Origin of the sequence: Bradyrhizobium sp. HKCCYLRH2015, assembly GCF_051168215.1 — a bacterium.
Classification (GTDB): Bacteria; Pseudomonadota; Alphaproteobacteria; order Rhizobiales; family Xanthobacteraceae; genus Bradyrhizobium.
Genome location: NZ_JBNPUO010000007.1, coordinates 242008 through 259192, shown reverse-complemented (window position 1 = coordinate 259192; position 17185 = coordinate 242008). Strand labels below are relative to the sequence as shown.

Below are 17185 nucleotides of genomic sequence, written 5' to 3'. Positions count from 1 at the left end.
GCAGCCGTTAAAACCGTTGCGCAGGGAGGGCCGGGTGTGTTCGGCCAGACCTGTGGTACCTGCCGCCTGCATTTTCTTTCGCAGGCGGGCCACGGGCGCGGCCAGCGCCCGGCCTTCCCTGCGCCCTCTGTTTGTTTGAGGGCGATGAGTTTCAGCACAGCTCGGGCGCACCGTGTCGCGAGGATGAGACCGCACGATTTCAATCTGCTTTTCGGAGGCGGCGCTCGATGCGCCAACCTCCACTGTCGTCCCGGACAAGCGCGAAGCGCGCAGATCCGGGACCCATAACCACAGGGCTAAGTTGTCGTGCTCGATACCGGCCGCCTGCCTGTTTCAGACATCACGCGGTATGGGTCCCCGTGTTCGCGGGGACGACACCGGTGGGGTCGCGCGTGATAGGCCCGCCCGACAGTGGTTATCCCGTGAGACCAGGCCCGAGGTCCTCTATCGTTGTGCGAGCGTTCGGCGTGTTTGAGATGCACCCCCTCTCAATCCCTGTTCCCCGGCGTCTGGATGAATCCCCGATTCCATGTCGGGCTGATCAGGATCTCGTTGACGCACACGCGCGGCGGCATGTTCGCGACGAAAGCAATGGTGCGGCCGAGATCCTCCGGCTGCAGCATCCGCGCCTGCTCCTCCGCGCTCGGCACCACAGGGCGCTGCTCCAGGATCGGCGTCGCGACTTCGCCCGGCATCAGGCAGCACGCGCGCAAGCCATTCACGCATTCCTCCATGTTGAAGGAGTGCGTCAGCGCGAGCACCGCGTGCTTGGTCGAGGTGTAGGCCGGCCCCGGCATCTTCGAGACGTGGCGCCCGGCCCAGGACGAGACGTTGATGATGGTGCCGTCCGCTTGCGCGCGCATCGCCGGCAGCACTGCCTTCATGCAATACAGCACGCCGTTGAGATTGATCTCGACCAGCTGGTTCCAGCCGTCGAGCGTCATGTCGTCCCAGCGCCGCCTCGGCACGTTGACGCCGGCGGAGTTCACCAGGAGATCGATGCGGCCGTGCCGCATCAGGATGGCATCGGCGGCGGCCTGCACGTCCGCCGCCTTGGCGACGTCCAGCACTGCAGCTTCGGCCGTGCCGCCGCTCGCCGCGATCCGCGCCACCACGGAGTCGAGCGCCGCCTTGCGACGGCCCGACACCACGACCGTCCAGCCATCGGACGCCAGCGCCAGCGCGCCGGCCTCGCCGATCCCCGTGCCGCCGCCCGTGATCCACGCGATCCGTTTCCCTTTGGTCATATCTTGGCGTCTCCCGTTGCCTTTGAAAGGGCGTTTTTGCTAAGGCAGCCTCGATCAGAGACGGCAACCCTGGCGACATCGCCGGTGCCATCCGCCGTCCCAGCCCTTTTCGTCTTCGTCGAGCATCATGTTCCGCAGGCTGGCACTGCCGGCGGGCCACCGCTCCAGGGGAATGTCGCATGAACCAAGCCGCCAACGCCAACCTGTTCTCCCGCCTGTTCGACGGTCTCGACGATCCCAGCCGTCTCGCGATCGAGACCCATGACGGCCAGCGCATCACCTACGGCGATCTGATCGCGCGCGCGGGCCAGATGGCGAACGTGCTGGTGGCCCGTGGCGTCAAGCCCGGAGATCGCGTGGCGGCGCAGACCGAGAAGTCGGTGTCCGGCCTGGTGCTCTATCTCGCCACGGTCCGCGCCGGCGGCGTCTATCTGCCGCTCAACACCGCCTACACGCTCAACGAGCTCGACTATTTCATCGGCGATGCCGAGCCGACCGTGGTGGTCTGCGATCCTGCCAAGGCCGAGGGCATCGGTGCGCTCGCGGCCAAGGTCGGCGCCAAGGTGGAGACACTGGATGCCTCCGGCAGGGGCTCGCTGACCGAGGCCGCCGACAAGGCGGAGACCGCGTTCACCACCGTGCCGCGCGGTGCCGATGATCTGGCGGCGATCCTCTATACGTCGGGCACGACCGGCCGCTCGAAGGGCGCGATGCTGTCTCACGACAATCTCGCCTCGAACTCGCTGACCCTGATCGACTACTGGCGCTTCACCAAGGACGACGTGCTGATCCACGCGCTGCCGATCTATCACACCCACGGCCTGTTCGTGGCCAGCAACGTGACGCTGTTCGCGCGGGCCTCGATGATCTTCCTGCCCAAGCTCGATCCCGACCTGATCATCAATCTGATGGCGCGCGCCACCGTGCTGATGGGCGTTCCGACCTTCTACACGCGGCTGTTGCAGAACCCGCGGCTGTCGAAGGAGACGACCAGTCACATGCGTCTCTTCGTCTCCGGCTCGGCGCCGCTGCTCGCCGACACGCACCGCGAATGGTTCGCGCGCACCGGCCATGCCGTGCTCGAGCGCTACGGCATGACCGAGACCAACATGAACACGTCGAACCCGTATGAGGGCGAGCGCGTGCCCGGCGCGGTCGGCTTCCCGCTGCCCGGAGTCTCGGTGCGCGTCACCGATCCGGAGACCGCGAAGGAGCTGGCGCGCGACGAGATCGGCATGATCGAGGTGAAGGGCCCGAACGTGTTCAAGGGCTATTGGCGCATGCCGGAGAAGACCAAGTCGGAATTCCGCGACGACGGTTTCTTCATCACCGGCGATCTCGGCAAGATCGACAAACAGGGCTACGTCCACATCGTCGGACGCGGCAAGGACCTCGTGATCTCCGGCGGATTCAACGTCTATCCGAAGGAGATCGAGAGCGAGATCGACGCCATGCCGGGCGTGGTCGAGTCCGCCGTCATCGGCGTGCCGCATCCCGATTTTGGCGAAGGTGTCACGGCGGTCGTGGTGCGCCATCCCGGCGCTGATGTCAGCGAGGCCGGCGTGCTCAAGGGTCTCGACGGCCGACTGGCGAAATTCAAGATGCCCAAGCGCGTGTTCGTGGTCGACGAGCTGCCGCGCAATGCGATGAGCAAGGTGCAGAAGAACGTGCTGCGTGATCAGTACAAGGACATCTATACGAAGTGACGGCGGCCTAGCGCCGTCGTCCGATCGCGAGGCCGGCGAGCGCGGCCAGCGGCGGCGCGGCGCAGATCAGCACGAATTCGAGCACGGCGAGCGAGGCAATCTCATGCTGGATGGCCAGCGCGAGACAGGCGGCGAACAGGCCGGCGGCGGCGAAGCCGAGCACGCAGGTCAGGGGCTCCTCGACGGGCTCGTGCGACGACACCTTGCGCGCCGGCAGTTCCGCCGGGCGTTCAGTGGCTGTCGGTCGCACCGTCGGCAGCGGCATCGAGGCTCCCTGCACCGCGTCTGTTGCACCTCGTTGAGACTAGGCTGCTTCGCCGGGTGGCGACATGCGGCAAAATCGACCGGCGGAGGGCCATGTGCGCGGCGAGGAACGCGGGAGATCGAGGCGCTTTTGCTGCCGCGCGGGCCGGCGCCGAGACAGGTTGTTGCTCCGCGTATCGCTCCGGGCAGGTTTGCAGAATCATCAGATGACGCTGGCTGTTGTCGCGAAACCGCTCGCTCAGGACCATCGTTAAGCGGTGAATCAGTGCTCGGCGATCGGCGCTATTCAGCTGTTCCGCCACGTTGGCAACGGCCTGGGAGAGGAGGTAGCAATGAATAGTGGTTCGCTGCATCCAGTCGCGACCGGTTTCTGGTATACCACGGCGGCGATTGATCCTTTTCCTTCGGGCCGCCTAGTACTGAATCCGCGTTCTATTTTGAGCGATTTGTTCGTTGCAACGCCTGTTCCTTCTCCGTAAATAAAGGCCGCCTTGCCGATCCACACGGCCGCAAGCCCCCCGCGTTCACGGCCCACAAGAAATCATCAAAGCAACCAATGACAGCCAGGATCGAACGACCGCTTTCGCCGCATCTGCAAACCTACCGCTGGACGCTGACGATGATCCTCTCGATCGTCCATCGCGCCACCGGGGTTGCACTATATTTCGGGACGCTGCTGCTGGCCTGGTGGTTGATCGCCGCCGCATCTGGTCCCAGCGCCTACTCCTACGTCCAGGGCTTCATGGGCAGCTTCCTCGGCCGCCTGATCGTGTTCGGCTACACCTGGGCGCTGCTGCACCACCTGCTGTCCGGCATCCGCCACTTCGTCTGGGACCTCGGCTACGGCTTCAAGCCCAATGAGCGCGAGGCGCTGACCTGGGGTGCCCTGATCGGCGGCATCACCTTGACCGTCCTGGTGTGGATCGTGGCTTACGCGGTGGGAGGCGGCCGATGAGCAACGCACGCGCGAAATCGATGCGGACCCCGCTCGGCCGCGTCCGCAACCTCGGCGCAGCGCATTCCGGCACCGGCGACTTCTGGCGCCAGCGCATCACCGCCGTCGCCATGACCCTGCTGATCGTGCCGGTCGTCGTGGTCGTGATCATGCTGCTCGGCCGCAACCAGGCCGGCGCGGTCCAGATCCTGGGCTCGATTCCGATCGCCGTGATCATGCTGCTGTTCGTGATCGCGAGCTGCTGGCACATGAAGATCGGCATGCAGGTCGTGATCGAGGACTACGTCCACAGCGAGCCGCTCAAGCTCGTTGCGATCATGGCCAATAACTTCTTTGCGGTGACCGTGGCGCTCGCCTCGATCTACGCCCTCATCAAACTGTCCACTGGAGTCTAGCCCATGGCCGGCGGAGCAAATGGCAGCGCGAACGGCGCGCCCGCGACGAACGGAAAAGCCTATCCGATCGAGGACCACACCTACGACGTCGTCGTGGTCGGTGCCGGTGGCGCGGGCCTGCGCGCCGTCGTCGGCTGCAGCGAGGCGGGCCTGCGCACCGCCTGCATCACCAAGGTGTTTCCGACCCGCTCGCACACCGTGGCGGCGCAGGGCGGCATCTCGGCCTCGCTCGGCAACATGCACCAGGACGACTGGCGCTGGCACATGTACGACACCGTCAAGGGGTCGGATTGGCTCGGCGACCAGGACGCGATCGAATACATGGTGCGCAACGCGCCCGAGGCCGTCTATGAGCTCGAGCATTGGGGCGTGCCGTTCTCGCGCACCGAGGACGGCAAGATCTACCAGCGGCCGTTCGGCGGCATGACCCTGGACTACGGCAAGGGCCAGGCGCAGCGCACCTGCGCCGCCGCCGACCGCACCGGCCACGCGATGCTCCACACGATGTACGGCCAGTCGCTGCGGCACGCCGCGGAGTTCTTCATCGAGTTCTTCGCCATCGACCTGATCATGGACGACCAGGGCGTCTGCCGTGGCGTCATCGCGCTGAAGCTCGACGACGGCACGCTGCACCGCTTCCGCGCACAGACCACGATCCTGGCGACGGGCGGCTATGGACGCGCCTTTGCCTCCTGCACCTCGGCGCACACCTGCACCGGTGACGGTGGCGGCATGGCGCTGCGCGCCGGCCTGCCGCTGCAGGACATGGAGTTCGTGCAGTTCCACCCGACCGGCATCTACGGCTCCGGCTGTCTGGTCACCGAAGGCGCGCGCGGCGAAGGCGGCTATCTCGTCAACGCCGAGGGCGAACGCTTCATGGAGCGCTACGCGCCATCCGCCAAGGACCTCGCCTCGCGCGACGTGGTCTCCCGCGCGATGACCATCGAGATCCGCGAAGGCCGCGGCGTCGGCCGGAAGAAGGACCACATCTTCCTGCATCTCGACCATCTCGATCCGAAGGTGCTGGCCGAGCGTCTGCCCGGCATCTCCGAATCGGCCAAGATCTTCGCCAATGTCGACGTGACGCGCGAGCCGATCCCGATCGTGCCGACCGTGCACTACAACATGGGCGGCATCCCGACCAACTATCACGCCGAGGTGCTGACCAAGAAGGACGGCGACGACAACGCGATCGTCCCCGGCCTGATGGCGGTGGGAGAGGCGGCCTGCGTCTCCGTGCACGGCGCCAACCGGCTCGGCTCGAACTCCCTGATCGACCTCGTGGTGTTCGGCCGCGCGGCGGCGCTGCGACTGGCGGAGAAGCTGACGCCGAACGGCAAGCAGCCGGACCTGCCGAAGGACTCCGCCGACAAGGCGCTCGGCCGGCTCGACCATTATCGCCATGCCTCCGGCGGCACGCCGACCGCGAAGCTGCGCGAGAGCATGCAGAACGTGATGCAGACCAACTGCGCCGTGTTCCGCACCGGCGAGGTGCTGCAGGAAGGCCATAACCTGATCCACAAGGTGTATGGCGGCATCGGCGACATCGCCGTGTCTGACCGCTCGCTGGTGTGGAATTCCGACCTGATCGAGACGCTCGAGTTCGACAATCTGATCGCGCAGGCGGTCGTGACGATGGACTCGGCCGTCAATCGCACCGAGAGCCGCGGCGCCCATGCGCGCGAGGATTTTCCCGATCGCGACGACACGAACTGGATGAAGCACACGCTGGCGTGGATCGACAGCAAGGACGGCAAGACGACGATCGATTACCGCCCGGTGCACAACTACACCATGACCAACGACGTGCAGTACATTCCGCCGAAGGCGCGCGTGTACTGATCGCGTGTGACCTGAGCCCGACCGTCAAACCCAAGAAGGCCTTCCGAAATGGCTGAGTTCGCACTTCCAAAGAATTCTCAGATCACCGGTGGCAAGACCTGGCCCAAGCCGGCCGGTGCCACCGAGGTTCGCGAGTTCAAGGTCTATCGCTGGAATCCGGACGACGGCAAGAATCCGAGCGTCGACACCTACTACGTCGACGTCAACGATTGCGGCCCGATGGTGCTCGACGGCCTCATCTGGATCAAGAACCACATCGATCCGTCGCTGACCTTCCGCCGCTCCTGCCGCGAGGGCGTGTGCGGCTCCTGCGCGATGAACATCGACGGCCAGAACACCCTGGCCTGCACCCGCTCGATGCACGACGTGAAGGACGGCGCGGTCAAGATCAATCCGCTGCCGCATCAGCCCGTCGTGAAGGACCTGGTGCCCGACCTCACCAATTTCTACGCGCAATACGCCTCGATCGAGCCCTGGCTGAAGACGACCTCGCCGACGCCGCAGAAGGAATGGCGGCAGAGCCACGAGGATCGCGAGAAGCTCGACGGCCTTTACGAGTGCATCCTGTGCGCCTGCTGCTCGACCTCGTGCCCGAGCTACTGGTGGAACAGCGAGCGTTATCTCGGACCCGCCGCGCTGCTGCAGGCGACGCGCTGGGTCAAGGACAGCCGCGACGAAGCCACCGGCGAGCGGCTCGACAATCTCGAGGACCCGTTCCGGCTGTACCGCTGCCACACCATCATGAACTGCGCCAAGGCCTGCCCGAAGGGGCTGAACCCCGCCGAGGCGATCGCGGAACTCAAGTTCAAGCTGGTCGAGCGGCAGATCTAGCCGGGCGGACAGCTTTACCGATCATGCGCCCGGAACCGGCACAAGTTCCGGGCGCAGCGAGTTTGTAGCCGCCGTCGATTGCGTTAAGCTCGTGGCCCTTTGAGGCCGGAGCGACCGTGCAGACCGCACAACGCAAATCGCTGACGATGCTGCGCTGGATGATGGTCGCGTCACTTGCGCTTCCTGTCGCTCTGTTCGTGATCGCGGCCTACGTCTCCCACGGCACGACATATGAGGAGGCCGATCGCGAGATCAGCCGCTCGCTCGAAATCGTCCACGAGCACGCGCTGAAGGTGTTCGAGACCATCGAGCGCAGCCTCTCGGAGATCGACGAGGTCGTCCGCGACCTGTCGGATGCCGACATCAAGGCGCGCGAGCAGGCGCTGCACGCCCGGTTGCGACAATTGTCGGACGCGCTGCCGCAGATGAAGTCCGCCTGGGTGTTCGACGCCAATGGCCGGCCGCTGGTCAACAGCATGATCTATCCGGCGCCGGACATGACGTTCCTCGACCGCGACTACTTCAGCGCCCACGTCAAGGACAGCATCGGCACCTTCATCGGCGCGCGGTTGACGCCGCGGCCGCCCTATCAGGGCGCGCCGTTCTTCAGCATCAGCCGCCGCCGCCAGAGCGACGACGGCAGCTTCACCGGTATCATCCAGGCCTCGGTGCTGCCGGATTATTTCGAGCACTTCTACGCCCGGATCGGCCGGGCACCCGGCAGCTACTTCGCGCTGCGCCGCTTCGATGGTCTCATCCTGGCGCGCTTCCCGGGCGGCGGGAGAGGCGCGGCTGCAGGGCCCAGCGACATTCCCGCCGGGGCCGCAGATGCGGAGCAGCTCGTCACCGAGATCTCGCCGGTCGATGGCGTCGAGCGTCTCGTCGGGTATCAGCGGCTCGGCGGCTATCCGGTCTACGTCTCGGCGGGGCTGGCGACGTCGATCATCCGCAACCGCTGGCTCGGCACGATCGGCCGGCACCTCATCTTCGGCATCCCGGCCACCGCGCTGCTCATCGTCTTCCTGACCCTTGCCCAGCGGCGGACCGAGCGCCTGCATGTCGAGGCCGCCCGCCGCCTCGAGGCCGAGGATGCGCTCAAGCACGGTCAGCGCATGGAGGCGCTGGGACAACTGACCGGCGGCGTCGCGCACGACTTCAACAATCTGCTGACCGTGATCCGGGCCTCGGCCGACCTGTTGCGCCGGCCGGATCTGGCTGACGAACGGCGGCAGCGCTATATCGACGCGATCTCGGATACGGTGGCGCGCGCATCGAAGCTCACGTCGCAGCTCCTCGCGTTCGCCCGGCGCCAGACGCTGAAGCCCGAGGTGTTCGACATCGGCCGCAGCGTCATCGCCCTGCGCGACATGACCAAGACCCTGGTCGGGTCACGCGTCGAGGTCGTGATCTCCGTTCCCGACGAGCCGTGCTACGTCAATTCCGACGCTGGCCAGTTCGAGACGGCGCTGATCAACCTGGCCGTCAATGCCCGCGACGCAATGGCCGGCCAGGGACGTCTCAGCATCACCGTCGCCCCCGCAGCGGCGCTGCCGACTCCGGCGGCGCCGCACGACCGTCCGCCGCTGGGCTATGTCGCCATCAACGTCCAGGACACCGGCGTCGGCATCCCGTCGGAGCATTTCGGACGCATCTTCGAGCCGTTCTTCACGACCAAGACCATCGGCCAGGGCACCGGCCTCGGCCTCTCGCAGGTGTTCGGCTTCGCCAAGCAGTCTGGCGGCGAAGTCGGGGTCACGAGCGAGAAGGGCCGCGGCGCGACGTTCACGCTCTATCTGCCGCGCGTCGCTCCAGCCCAGGTGCAGCGCGGCGAGGACGGTAGCCATGCCGAGCCGATCGGCGGTCGAGGCATGTCGGTGCTGGTGGTCGAGGACAACATCGACGTCGGCAGGTCGGCGACCGAAGCGCTGGCCGAGCTCGGCTATCGGACCACGCTGGTCGACAACGCCCGGGACGCGCTGGAGGAGCTGATCGGCGGCACCAGCCGATTCGACGTCGTCTTCACCGATGTCGTGATGCCCGGCATGACCGGGCTGGAACTTGCCGAGGAAATCAGGCGGCTCGAGCTCAACGTGCCGGTCGTGCTCGCGAGCGGTTACAGCCATGTGCTGGTGCAGCAGGGCACGCATGGCTTCGAGCTGTTGCGCAAGCCCTATTCGATCGAGGAATTGTCGCGCGTGCTGCACAAGGTCGTTCCGGTGCCGCTGTATCGCGCCCCACCCATGGCGCCGAACACGCAGGTGCCGTGAGACCGGCACGCATTGCGCGGGAACCCGGACGGGAACCTTCTGGTTGCGTTGCTGTTATCGCGCCATGGGACAGGTTCAGGACATCGCGCGGCCGGGGGCACAGGCGCCCGAGAAGGCGCCGATCATCGAGATCGCGGCCGAGAATGGCGCTGAGGTCGAGCCGCCGCCGCCCGAATTGGTGGAGCCTGATCCGGAGCTGTCGCCCGAAGAGGCCGAGCAACTGCGCAAGCGCTATCTGCTGACCCGGTTCTGGATCAGCGCCCGCGGTTATTGGGGCCGGAGCGGCGAACGTCTGGCGTGGGCGTTCACGATCGGGCTGCTGGTCCTGATCGTTGCGACTGTCGGATTTCAGTACGGCATCAACGTCTGGAATCGGTCGATCTTCGACGCGATCGAGAAACGCGATTCCGCGACCGTCTTTCATCTCACCGCGATCTTCTTTCCGCTCGCGATCGGCAGCGTCATCCTCGGCGTCGCCCAGGTCTATGCGCGGATGGCGATCCAGCGGCGTTGGCGCGCGTGGCTGACCAACAGCGTCATCACCCGCTGGCTGACCAGCGGGCGCTACTATCAGCTCAATCTCGTCAGCGGCGACCACAAGAATCCGGAATACCGGATCGCCGAGGACCTGCGCGTCGCAACCGATTCGCCGGTCGACTTCATCGCCGGCGTGACCTCTGCGCTGCTGTCGGCCGCGACGTTCATCGTCGTGCTCTGGACCATCGGCGGCGCGCTGACGTTGCATCTCGGCGCGACCGAGATCACCATTCCCGGTTTTCTGGTCATTGCTGCGATCGTGTACGCCGCCATCGCCTCGGGCTCGATCATGACGATCGGCCGCCGCTTCGTGCAGGTGTCCGAGGACAAGAACCAGGCCGAGGCCGATTTCCGTTATACCCTGACCCGCGTCCGCGAAAACGGCGAGAGCATCGCCCTGCTCGGCGGCGAGACCGAGGAGCGCGCCGGCATCGACCGGACGTTCGGTAACGTGCTGCAGCAATGGGCGCGGCTCGCCGGCCAGCATATGCGCACCACGCTGGTGTCACAGGGATCCAGCCTCATCGCTCCGGTCGTGCCGCTGTTGTTGTGCGCGCCGAAATTTCTCGACGGCAGCATGACGCTTGGGCAGGTGATGCAGGCCGCGAGCGCGTTCACGATCGTGCAGACTGCGTTCGGCTGGCTGGTCGACAACTATCCGCGACTGGCGGATTGGAACGCCTGTGCCCGCCGCATTGCCTCGCTGATGATGTCGCTCGACGCGCTGGAACGTGCTGAGCGGGGAGACGGCATTGGCCGCATCAAGCGCGGCGAGACGGCCGGCGAGGCGATGCTCAGTCTGAATGATCTGCAGGTGACGCTCGACGACGGCACCGCCGTGGTCGGCGAAACCGAGGTCGTCGTCGATCCCGGCGAGCGACTCCTGGTCGCCGGCGAATCCGGCACCGGCAAGAGCACGCTGGTGCGCGCCATTGCCGGCCTGTGGCCGTGGGGCGGCGGCAGCATCGACTTCCATCCCGACCGGCGGCTGTTCATGCTGCCGCAGCGCCCCTACGTGCCCTCGGGCAGCCTGCGCCGGGCCGTCGCCTATCCCGGCGCCGCCGAGGACTGGAGCGTGGCGCAGGTCGGCGAAGCCCTGCACAAGGTCGGGCTCGATCATCTCAAGGACAAGATCGAGGAGGAGGCGCCGTGGGACCAGACGCTCTCGGGCGGCGAGAAGCAGCGCCTCGCCTTCGCGCGCCTGCTGCTGCACAGTCCCGACATCGTCGTGCTCGATGAGGCGACGTCCGCGCTCGACGAGAAGAGCCAGGACAAGATGATGGAGATGGTGACGAGCGAGCTGCCGAAGGCGACCATCGTGAGCGTTGCGCACCGGGTGGAGCTGGAGGCCTTCCACAGCCGCAAGATCGTGCTCGAGCGGCGCAAGGGCGGCGCCAAGCTCGTCAGCGACATCGACCTCATTCCGCGCAAGGGGAAGCGTCGCCTCATCGGACGTTTCCTGCGCCAGCGCAAGGCAGCCTGAGCGCCTCGCGCCCCTGCCGCAGCGCTGTCCCGGTGACGACACAATGCGGACACGCCGCCTGCATTGGAGATCGCAGCGAAACCGGCTATCACACGTCGCCTTCAGCCCAGGACGCGACCTTGACGCCCGACAACGATCCTTCTCCGCCTCCCTTTGGTGCCTTCGCTCCCAACGCCGCCCAGGCGCTGGTGATCCGGCTGGCGCACGGCTCCGGGCTCAAGCGCGGCGCGTTCCGGCCGATGTTGACGCGCGTCGTCAATGTGCTCGGGGCGGGCCCCGTTGACGTCGGCTATCAGGGCGCCAGTTTCCGCTTCTACCATCAGCTCAGTGCGACCGAGCGCGGCGCGCTGTTCAATCCCGACTACAATCGCGAGGAGCTGGATTTCCTGCGCAGCCACGTTCCGCAGGGCGGCGTGGTGGTGGATATCGGCGCCAATGTCGGAACGTTCGCCTTGCCGCTGGCCCGTCACGTCGGGCCCGACGGCCTCGTGATCGCGGTGGAGCCGCATCCGGTCACGCATGCGCGGCTGAACTTCAACCGTGCTGCGTCCGCGCTGTCCCAGGTCAGGCTGGTGGCAGCGGCCGCAGGCGACAGCGACGGCGAGGTGATGATCGAGACGGACGGTGACAATCTCGGCGCCAGCCATATCGTGATCGGCGAGGCCGGAGCGGAGGCATTCAAGGTCCCATCGTTGCGGCTGCAGACCATCCTCGAACAGGCCGGAGCGACCAAGGTCGACGTGCTGAAGATCGACGTGGAAGGTTTCGAGGACCGCGTGCTGACCTGCTTCTTCCGTGACGCGCCTGCCGCCTTGTGGCCGCGGGCGGTGGTCATCGAACATCTGTCGCGCGACGAATGGCAGAACGACTGCCTCGCCGACATGCTCGGCCGCGGTTACCGCGAGAGCGGCCGCACCCGCAGCAACACGCTGCTGCTGCGCGGCTGAACCGCGCATCCGTCCGCTTTCCCTGCTACGTCCGGAACGCGGCGCCCCACGCTGCGTTGTCGGCCCTGACATCAAGGGAGCCGGCCATGAGCAATGACGACGCGCGCGATCAGGATCGCGTTTGGGACCTGATGAAGAAGATCGGATTTGCGATGCTGGTCACCCGCGACGGTGACAGGCTGCGAGCACGGCCGATGAGCGCCTATCTCGCGCGCGACGAGAACATGATCTATTTCCTCACCGACGCGCGGCGTCACAAGGACGAGGAGATCGCGCGGTCGCCGCAGATCAATCTGTCGTTTGCGGACGCCGGAGCCCAGAAATACGTCTCGCTGACGGGCACGGCAGCCGTCTCCAACGATCGCGGCAAGATCCGGGAGCTCTTCTCGACGCCGGCCAAGGCCTGGTGGGACAGCGCCGAGGATCCGAACATCCGCCTGTTGAAGATCACGCCTGATGACGCCGAGTTCTGGGATGCGCCCGGCACGGTCGTGAGCTACGTCAAGATGGCGGCGGCCGCGGTGACCGGCACGCGTCCCGACCTCGGCGACAACCGCAAGGTCGCGATGTGATGCCGATCGAACCGCCAGAGATTCCGCCGGCGACGCCGGGCCATCCGGTCGAGCCGCCGCAGGAAGACCCGGTCGGCAATCCGCAGCCCGACATTCCGCCGCCGGTGTACGAGCCTGATGCGCCGGCGCCGCCGCGCGAGCTGCCAGGGCCGACGCCGGACGAAATCCCCGGCCGAGGGCCGCTCGGTCCCACCACACCGAATCCGGCCACGGATTGACCGCGATTGGACGGTCATGATGATCGCCTGCCGAGGGCTTGGCCGCGAGCCGGTCCGCATCTCTGCGGTTACGCCAAGCCCTTGAAAATCAAGGCTGAATGAAACCTGAATGGCGGCCCTGCGGTGGTGGCTTCGCGTCGAAATAAATCCGCCTGCGGATTTGAACTGCGCCACAATCCGGCCTAACCCATACTCGTTGATCTCTCCGTGCTTGAAAAAGATCGTTCCGGGAAAACAAGACACATGAGCAAACTTCGCGTCCTGCTGCTGGCGACGACTGCGCTGTCGGCGATGCAACTGATGAGCTCCGGCTCCCACGCGCAGAGCGCGCCGATGATCATGGCGCAAGGTCCAGGCGGCCCCGGCGGCGAGGTCGGCCCGGACGGTCGGCCCAAGCAGCCGCCGCATGGTCAACCGCCAGGCCCGCCGCAGCGGCCGGCTGGCCCGCCGCCGGCCGCTGCACCGCCCCATCAGGCACCGCCTGCGCCGCCGCCCGCGGCGGCTCCGCCGCGTCCCGCTCCCCCACCGCCTCCCCCGGCTGCGGCACCGCGTCCCGCGCCGCCACCTCCCCCGCCGCCACCCCGTGCGGAGCCACCGCGCCCCGCGCCCCCGCCGCCGGCGGCTCCCCCGCGTCCGACACCGCCGCCGCCCCCGGTCGCAGCGCCTCCGGCGCATCCGCCGGCCCCGCCGCCCGTGGTGCGCGAGCCTCCGCGTCCAGCAACTCCGCCCGCTCCGCCGCCGCCCGCGGCGGCACCATCGCGGCCAACGCCGCCTGCGCCGCCCGTGGTAGCTCCGCCCCCGCCGCCGAGTGCTGCGCCGAATCAGCGGCCAGGAACCCCGCCGCCTCCGGCTGGCGCAACACCGCCCCATTCGCCGCCACCCGCCGCGGGCCCGTCGCCGCAACCCTCGGCCGCGCCTACTCCACCGTCCGGTGGACCAGGAGGCCGTCCGGGCGCCGGCGGCCCGCCGCCCGGTTCCCCGCAAGGCGGACCCCCGCCGCGAGGGGCTCCGATCCCGCCCGCCGGCACCGTCGCGCCTGCTCCGGGAACTCCGCCGGCGCCACCCGCGCCTCCGGCCGCCCAGACGCCAACACAGCAAGGCACGCCGCCCGTCGCTGGCAGCCCGCCCGGCGGACGTCCGGGAACGGCCCCAGGTGCCCCGGGGGCGGCGCCCCCGGCGGCAGGTCCCGGTGCTGCTGGACCCGGACCGGGACCCGCCGGCGCGCCGCAGGCCGGGCCGGGCGCCGTGCCGCCTGCCGGTCCCCCGGCCATGTCCAATCGGCCGCCGCCGCAGGTCGCAGCGCCAATTCCGGCGCCGCCCCCGCCGACGCCCCAGCAACTCACGCCGATCGCACCGGGCGCCCCGATGCCCGGGCCGCAGCGGCTGGAAGACTTCCGCGGCCAGCGCCGCGAGGTCCAGGAGGGCGGCCGCACGGTGATCTACGAGCCGGGCCGCGTCATCGTCCGCGATCCGAGCGGACAGGCCTTCGTGCGTCACGACGAGCTCGAGCGCTTCCGCTACGGCGCCCGTGACATCCGCGTGCAGCAGGAGCGGGGCGAGACGCGCACCGTGGTGATCCGTCCCGACGGCAGCCAGATCGTCACGATCACGGCGCCCGATGGACGGCTGCTGCGCCGCATCCGTCGCGACGTCGGCGGCCGCGAGATCATCATCATCGACAACACCTTCCGCGATCCTCAGGCGGTCGGCGGCTTCTATGTCGACCTGCCGCCGCCGGAGATCCGCATCCCCTACAACCGCTACATCGTCGACGCCGAGGAGGCGCCGCCGGATGTCATCTACGACACGCTGATGGCCCCGCCTGTCGAGCGCGTGCAGCGCCGCTACTCGCTCGACGAGGTCCGCTACTCGCCGTCGGTGCGCCAGCTGATGCCGTCGATCGATCTCAACACGATCACTTTCGATACCGGATCGTGGGAGATCGGACCGGAGCAGGCGGCGAAGCTGCAGGTCATCGCCGACGGCCTCAACCAGGCGATCCAGCGCAATCCGCGCGAGGTCTACCTGATCGAGGGCCACACCGACGCGGTCGGCAACGAGACCGACAATCTGTCGCTGTCGGATCGCCGCGCCGAGTCGGTGGCGACGCTGCTGACGCAGCAGTTCGGCGTGCCGGCCGAGAACCTGACCTCGCAGGGCTATGGCGAGCAGTACCTGAAGGAGCAGACGCAGGGGCCGAGCCGCATCAACCGGCGCGTCACGGTCCGCCGCATCACGCCGCTGCTGAATGGCGGCCAGGCCGCGCTGCCGCCGCCGCCTCCGGGCGTCGCGCCGCCGCGCTGAGGCGCTGCGACTCAGTAAAGAAAATGGCCGGGAGCAATCCCGGCCATTTTTCGTTGGAGGCAATCTGTCGCGGCCAACTCGATGTCTTCCCGCGAACGCGGGGACCCATACTCCCAGGATCCAGTTTTGCGATGGTTGGAGCTACAGCCAGCTCTCACCACGTCAGCCGGTGGTTATGGCTCCTGCGTTCGCAGGGACGACGCCGGTGGAGACGGCGCCGTATCTTGTTTGAGACGTCGCTCAACCCTTGTCGTGGCCGAGCTGGAAGATCTCCGCGCCGTCCGAACCCGACAGCAGCCCGGTGTCCGAATAGAGCTTCAGCTTGGAGCGGGTGTCGGTGATGTCGAGATTGCGCATCGTCAGCTGGCCGATGCGGTCGGCCGGCGTGAAGGCGGCGTCCTCGACCTTCTCCATGCTCAGCCGCTCCGGCTGGTAGGTCAGGTTGGGGCTCTCGGTGTTGAGGATCGAGTAGTCGTTGCCGCGGCGCAGCTCCAGCGTCACCTCGCCGGTGACGGCGCGCGCCACCCAGCGCTGCGCCGTCTCGCGCAGCATCAAAGCCTGCGAATCGAACCATCGGCCCTGGTAGAGCAGGCGTCCCAGGCGCATGCCGCTGATGCGGTACTGTTCGATCGTATCCTCGTTGTGGATGCCGGTGACGAGCCGCTCATAGGCGATGTGCAGCAGCGCCATGCCCGGCGCCTCGTAGATGCCGCGGCTCTTGGCCTCGATGATGCGGTTCTCGATCTGGTCGCTCATCCCGAGACCATGGCGACCGCCGATCGCGTTCGCCTCCAGGAACAGCGCCACGGCGTCGCCGAAAGTCTGGCCGTTCAGCGCGACCGGCTGGCCCTCCTCAAAGCGGACGACGACGGTTTCCGGCTTGACCACACAGTCCTCGCGCCAGAACGGCACGCCCATGATCGGGTTGACGATGCGGATGCCGCTGTCGAGGCTCTCGAGATCTTTGGCCTCGTGGGTGGCGCCGAGCAGGTTGCTGTCGGTCGAGTACGCCTTCTCGGCGCTCATCTTGTAATTGAAGCCGTTGGCGGTCAGGAACGCCGACATCTCGGCGCGGCCGCCGAGCTCGTCGATGAACTGCTGGTCGAGCCAGGGCTTGTAGATCTTGAGGTTTGGATTGGTCAGCAGGCCGTAGCGATAGAACCGCTCGATGTCGTTGCCCTTGTAGGTCGACCCGTCGCCCCAGATGTTGACGCCGTCCTCCTTCATCGCGGCGACCAGCATGGTGCCGGTGACGGCGCGGCCGAGCGGGGTGGTGTTGAAATAGGTGATGCCGCCGGTCGAGATGTGGAAGGCGCCGGACTGGATCGCGGCGATGCCCTCATGCACCAGCTGGGTGCGGCAATCGACCAAGCGCGCCTTCTCGGCGCCGAAGCTCAGCGCCTTGCGCGGGATCTCGGCATAGTCGGACTCGTCGGGCTGGCCGAGATTGGCGGTGTAGGCGAAGCAGCGCGCGCCCTTCTGCTTCATCCAGAGCAGCGCGGCGCTGGTGTCGAGGCCGCCGGAAAAGGCGATGCCGACTTTCTCGCCCTTGGGCAGGCTTTTCAGGATCGTGGTCATGGGGAGTCCAACCGGTGTTGATGGCCGTATCGTTCAGAA

The 17185-nt window shown here is 67.2% G+C and carries 14 protein-coding genes; 11 read left to right on the top strand and 3 right to left on the bottom strand.

The features are described from left to right. Positions 1-488 precede the first annotated feature (488 nt). Positions 489-1247: an SDR family oxidoreductase gene (locus ACQR1H_RS20035; protein WP_434838757.1), complete on the bottom strand. Its 759-nt coding sequence runs from the start codon at positions 1245-1247 to the stop codon at positions 489-491. A 179-nt stretch (positions 1248-1426) separates the two neighbouring features. Here ACQR1H_RS20035 and ACQR1H_RS20030 point away from each other — a divergent pair, with 179 nt between their 5' ends. Next, positions 1427-2953 carry a malonate--CoA ligase gene (locus tag ACQR1H_RS20030; protein ID WP_316215441.1) on the top strand — a complete coding sequence of 509 codons (1527 nt, stop codon included), beginning with the start codon at positions 1427-1429 and terminating at the stop codon, positions 2951-2953. A 7-nt stretch (positions 2954-2960) separates the two neighbouring features. Here ACQR1H_RS20030 and ACQR1H_RS20025 read toward each other — a convergent pair whose 3' ends face one another. Further along, positions 2961-3218 (bottom strand): hypothetical protein, encoded by a 258-nt coding sequence (locus ACQR1H_RS20025; protein ID WP_315800854.1) that lies wholly within the window; start codon positions 3216-3218, stop codon positions 2961-2963. 555 nt (positions 3219-3773) lie between these two features. Between ACQR1H_RS20025 and sdhC the strand changes: the two genes are divergently transcribed. The 10 genes from sdhC (at position 3774) to ACQR1H_RS19975 (ending at position 15568) form a co-directional block, all read left to right on the top strand. Next, positions 3774-4172 carry a succinate dehydrogenase, cytochrome b556 subunit gene (gene sdhC / locus ACQR1H_RS20020; RefSeq protein WP_315800853.1) on the top strand — a complete coding sequence of 133 codons (399 nt, stop codon included), beginning with the start codon at positions 3774-3776 and terminating at the stop codon, positions 4170-4172. A 20-nt stretch (positions 4173-4192) separates the two neighbouring features. Continuing rightward, the gene (gene sdhD / locus ACQR1H_RS20015) at positions 4193-4567 is read left to right on the top strand and encodes a succinate dehydrogenase, hydrophobic membrane anchor protein (protein WP_315800930.1); all 375 of its coding nucleotides are present in this window, start codon (positions 4193-4195) and stop codon (positions 4565-4567) included. Between the two features lie 3 nt (positions 4568-4570). After that, positions 4571-6409, top strand: coding sequence for a succinate dehydrogenase flavoprotein subunit (gene sdhA, locus ACQR1H_RS20010; protein ID WP_315800852.1), 1839 nt, complete (start codon positions 4571-4573; stop codon positions 6407-6409). 48 nt (positions 6410-6457) lie between these two features. Next, a complete protein-coding gene (locus ACQR1H_RS20005; RefSeq protein WP_315800851.1) occupies positions 6458-7240 on the top strand; it encodes a succinate dehydrogenase iron-sulfur subunit in 783 nt (260 codons plus the stop codon). A 116-nt stretch (positions 7241-7356) separates the two neighbouring features. Continuing rightward, positions 7357-9507, top strand: coding sequence for an ATP-binding protein (locus ACQR1H_RS20000; RefSeq protein WP_434838758.1), 2151 nt, complete (start codon positions 7357-7359; stop codon positions 9505-9507). A gap of 64 nt (positions 9508-9571) precedes the next feature. Further along, positions 9572-11527: an ABC transporter ATP-binding protein/permease gene (locus ACQR1H_RS19995; protein ID WP_434838759.1), complete on the top strand. Its 1956-nt coding sequence runs from the start codon at positions 9572-9574 to the stop codon at positions 11525-11527. Positions 11528-11646: 119 nt separating this feature from the next. Beyond that, a complete protein-coding gene (locus ACQR1H_RS19990; protein WP_434874687.1) occupies positions 11647-12474 on the top strand; it encodes an FkbM family methyltransferase in 828 nt (275 codons plus the stop codon). Between the two features lie 86 nt (positions 12475-12560). Next, positions 12561-13046, top strand: coding sequence for a pyridoxamine 5'-phosphate oxidase family protein (locus tag ACQR1H_RS19985; protein ID WP_434874686.1), 486 nt, complete (start codon positions 12561-12563; stop codon positions 13044-13046). After that, the gene (locus ACQR1H_RS19980; protein WP_315800846.1) at positions 13046-13264 is read left to right on the top strand and encodes a hypothetical protein; all 219 of its coding nucleotides are present in this window, start codon (positions 13046-13048) and stop codon (positions 13262-13264) included. Before ACQR1H_RS19985 ends, ACQR1H_RS19980 begins: the two co-directional genes overlap by 1 nt. Before the next feature lie 243 nt (positions 13265-13507). Beyond that, on the top strand, positions 13508-15568 hold the full coding sequence (locus tag ACQR1H_RS19975) for an OmpA family protein (protein ID WP_434874685.1): 2061 nt from the start codon (positions 13508-13510) through the stop codon (positions 15566-15568). Positions 15569-15808: 240 nt separating this feature from the next. Here ACQR1H_RS19975 and argG read toward each other — a convergent pair whose 3' ends face one another. Continuing rightward, positions 15809-17146, bottom strand: coding sequence for an argininosuccinate synthase (gene argG, locus ACQR1H_RS19970; protein ID WP_434874684.1), 1338 nt, complete (start codon positions 17144-17146; stop codon positions 15809-15811). Positions 17147-17185 lie beyond the last annotated feature (39 nt).

Excerpts from the sequence above, each read along its gene's own strand:
- ACQR1H_RS20035 (WP_434838757.1), bottom strand. The coding sequence starts at position 1,247 with ATGACCAAAGGGAAACGGATCGCGTGGATCACGGGCGGCGGCACGGGG.
- sdhA (WP_315800852.1), top strand. The coding sequence starts at position 4,571 with ATGGCCGGCGGAGCAAATGGCAGCGCGAACGGCGCGCCCGCGACGAAC.
- argG (WP_434874684.1), bottom strand. The coding sequence starts at position 17,146 with ATGACCACGATCCTGAAAAGCCTGCCCAAGGGCGAGAAAGTCGGCATC.
- ACQR1H_RS19985 (WP_434874686.1), top strand. The coding sequence starts at position 12,561 with ATGAGCAATGACGACGCGCGCGATCAGGATCGCGTTTGGGACCTGATG.
- ACQR1H_RS20025 (WP_315800854.1), bottom strand. The coding sequence starts at position 3,218 with ATGCCGCTGCCGACGGTGCGACCGACAGCCACTGAACGCCCGGCGGAA.
- sdhD (WP_315800930.1), top strand. The coding sequence starts at position 4,193 with ATGCGGACCCCGCTCGGCCGCGTCCGCAACCTCGGCGCAGCGCATTCC.
- sdhC (WP_315800853.1), top strand. The coding sequence starts at position 3,774 with ATGACAGCCAGGATCGAACGACCGCTTTCGCCGCATCTGCAAACCTAC.
- ACQR1H_RS19995 (WP_434838759.1), top strand. The coding sequence starts at position 9,572 with ATGGGACAGGTTCAGGACATCGCGCGGCCGGGGGCACAGGCGCCCGAG.
- ACQR1H_RS19975 (WP_434874685.1), top strand. The coding sequence starts at position 13,508 with ATGAGCAAACTTCGCGTCCTGCTGCTGGCGACGACTGCGCTGTCGGCG.
- ACQR1H_RS20005 (WP_315800851.1), top strand. The coding sequence starts at position 6,458 with ATGGCTGAGTTCGCACTTCCAAAGAATTCTCAGATCACCGGTGGCAAG.
- ACQR1H_RS20030 (WP_316215441.1), top strand. The coding sequence starts at position 1,427 with ATGAACCAAGCCGCCAACGCCAACCTGTTCTCCCGCCTGTTCGACGGT.
- ACQR1H_RS19980 (WP_315800846.1), top strand. The coding sequence starts at position 13,046 with ATGCCGATCGAACCGCCAGAGATTCCGCCGGCGACGCCGGGCCATCCG.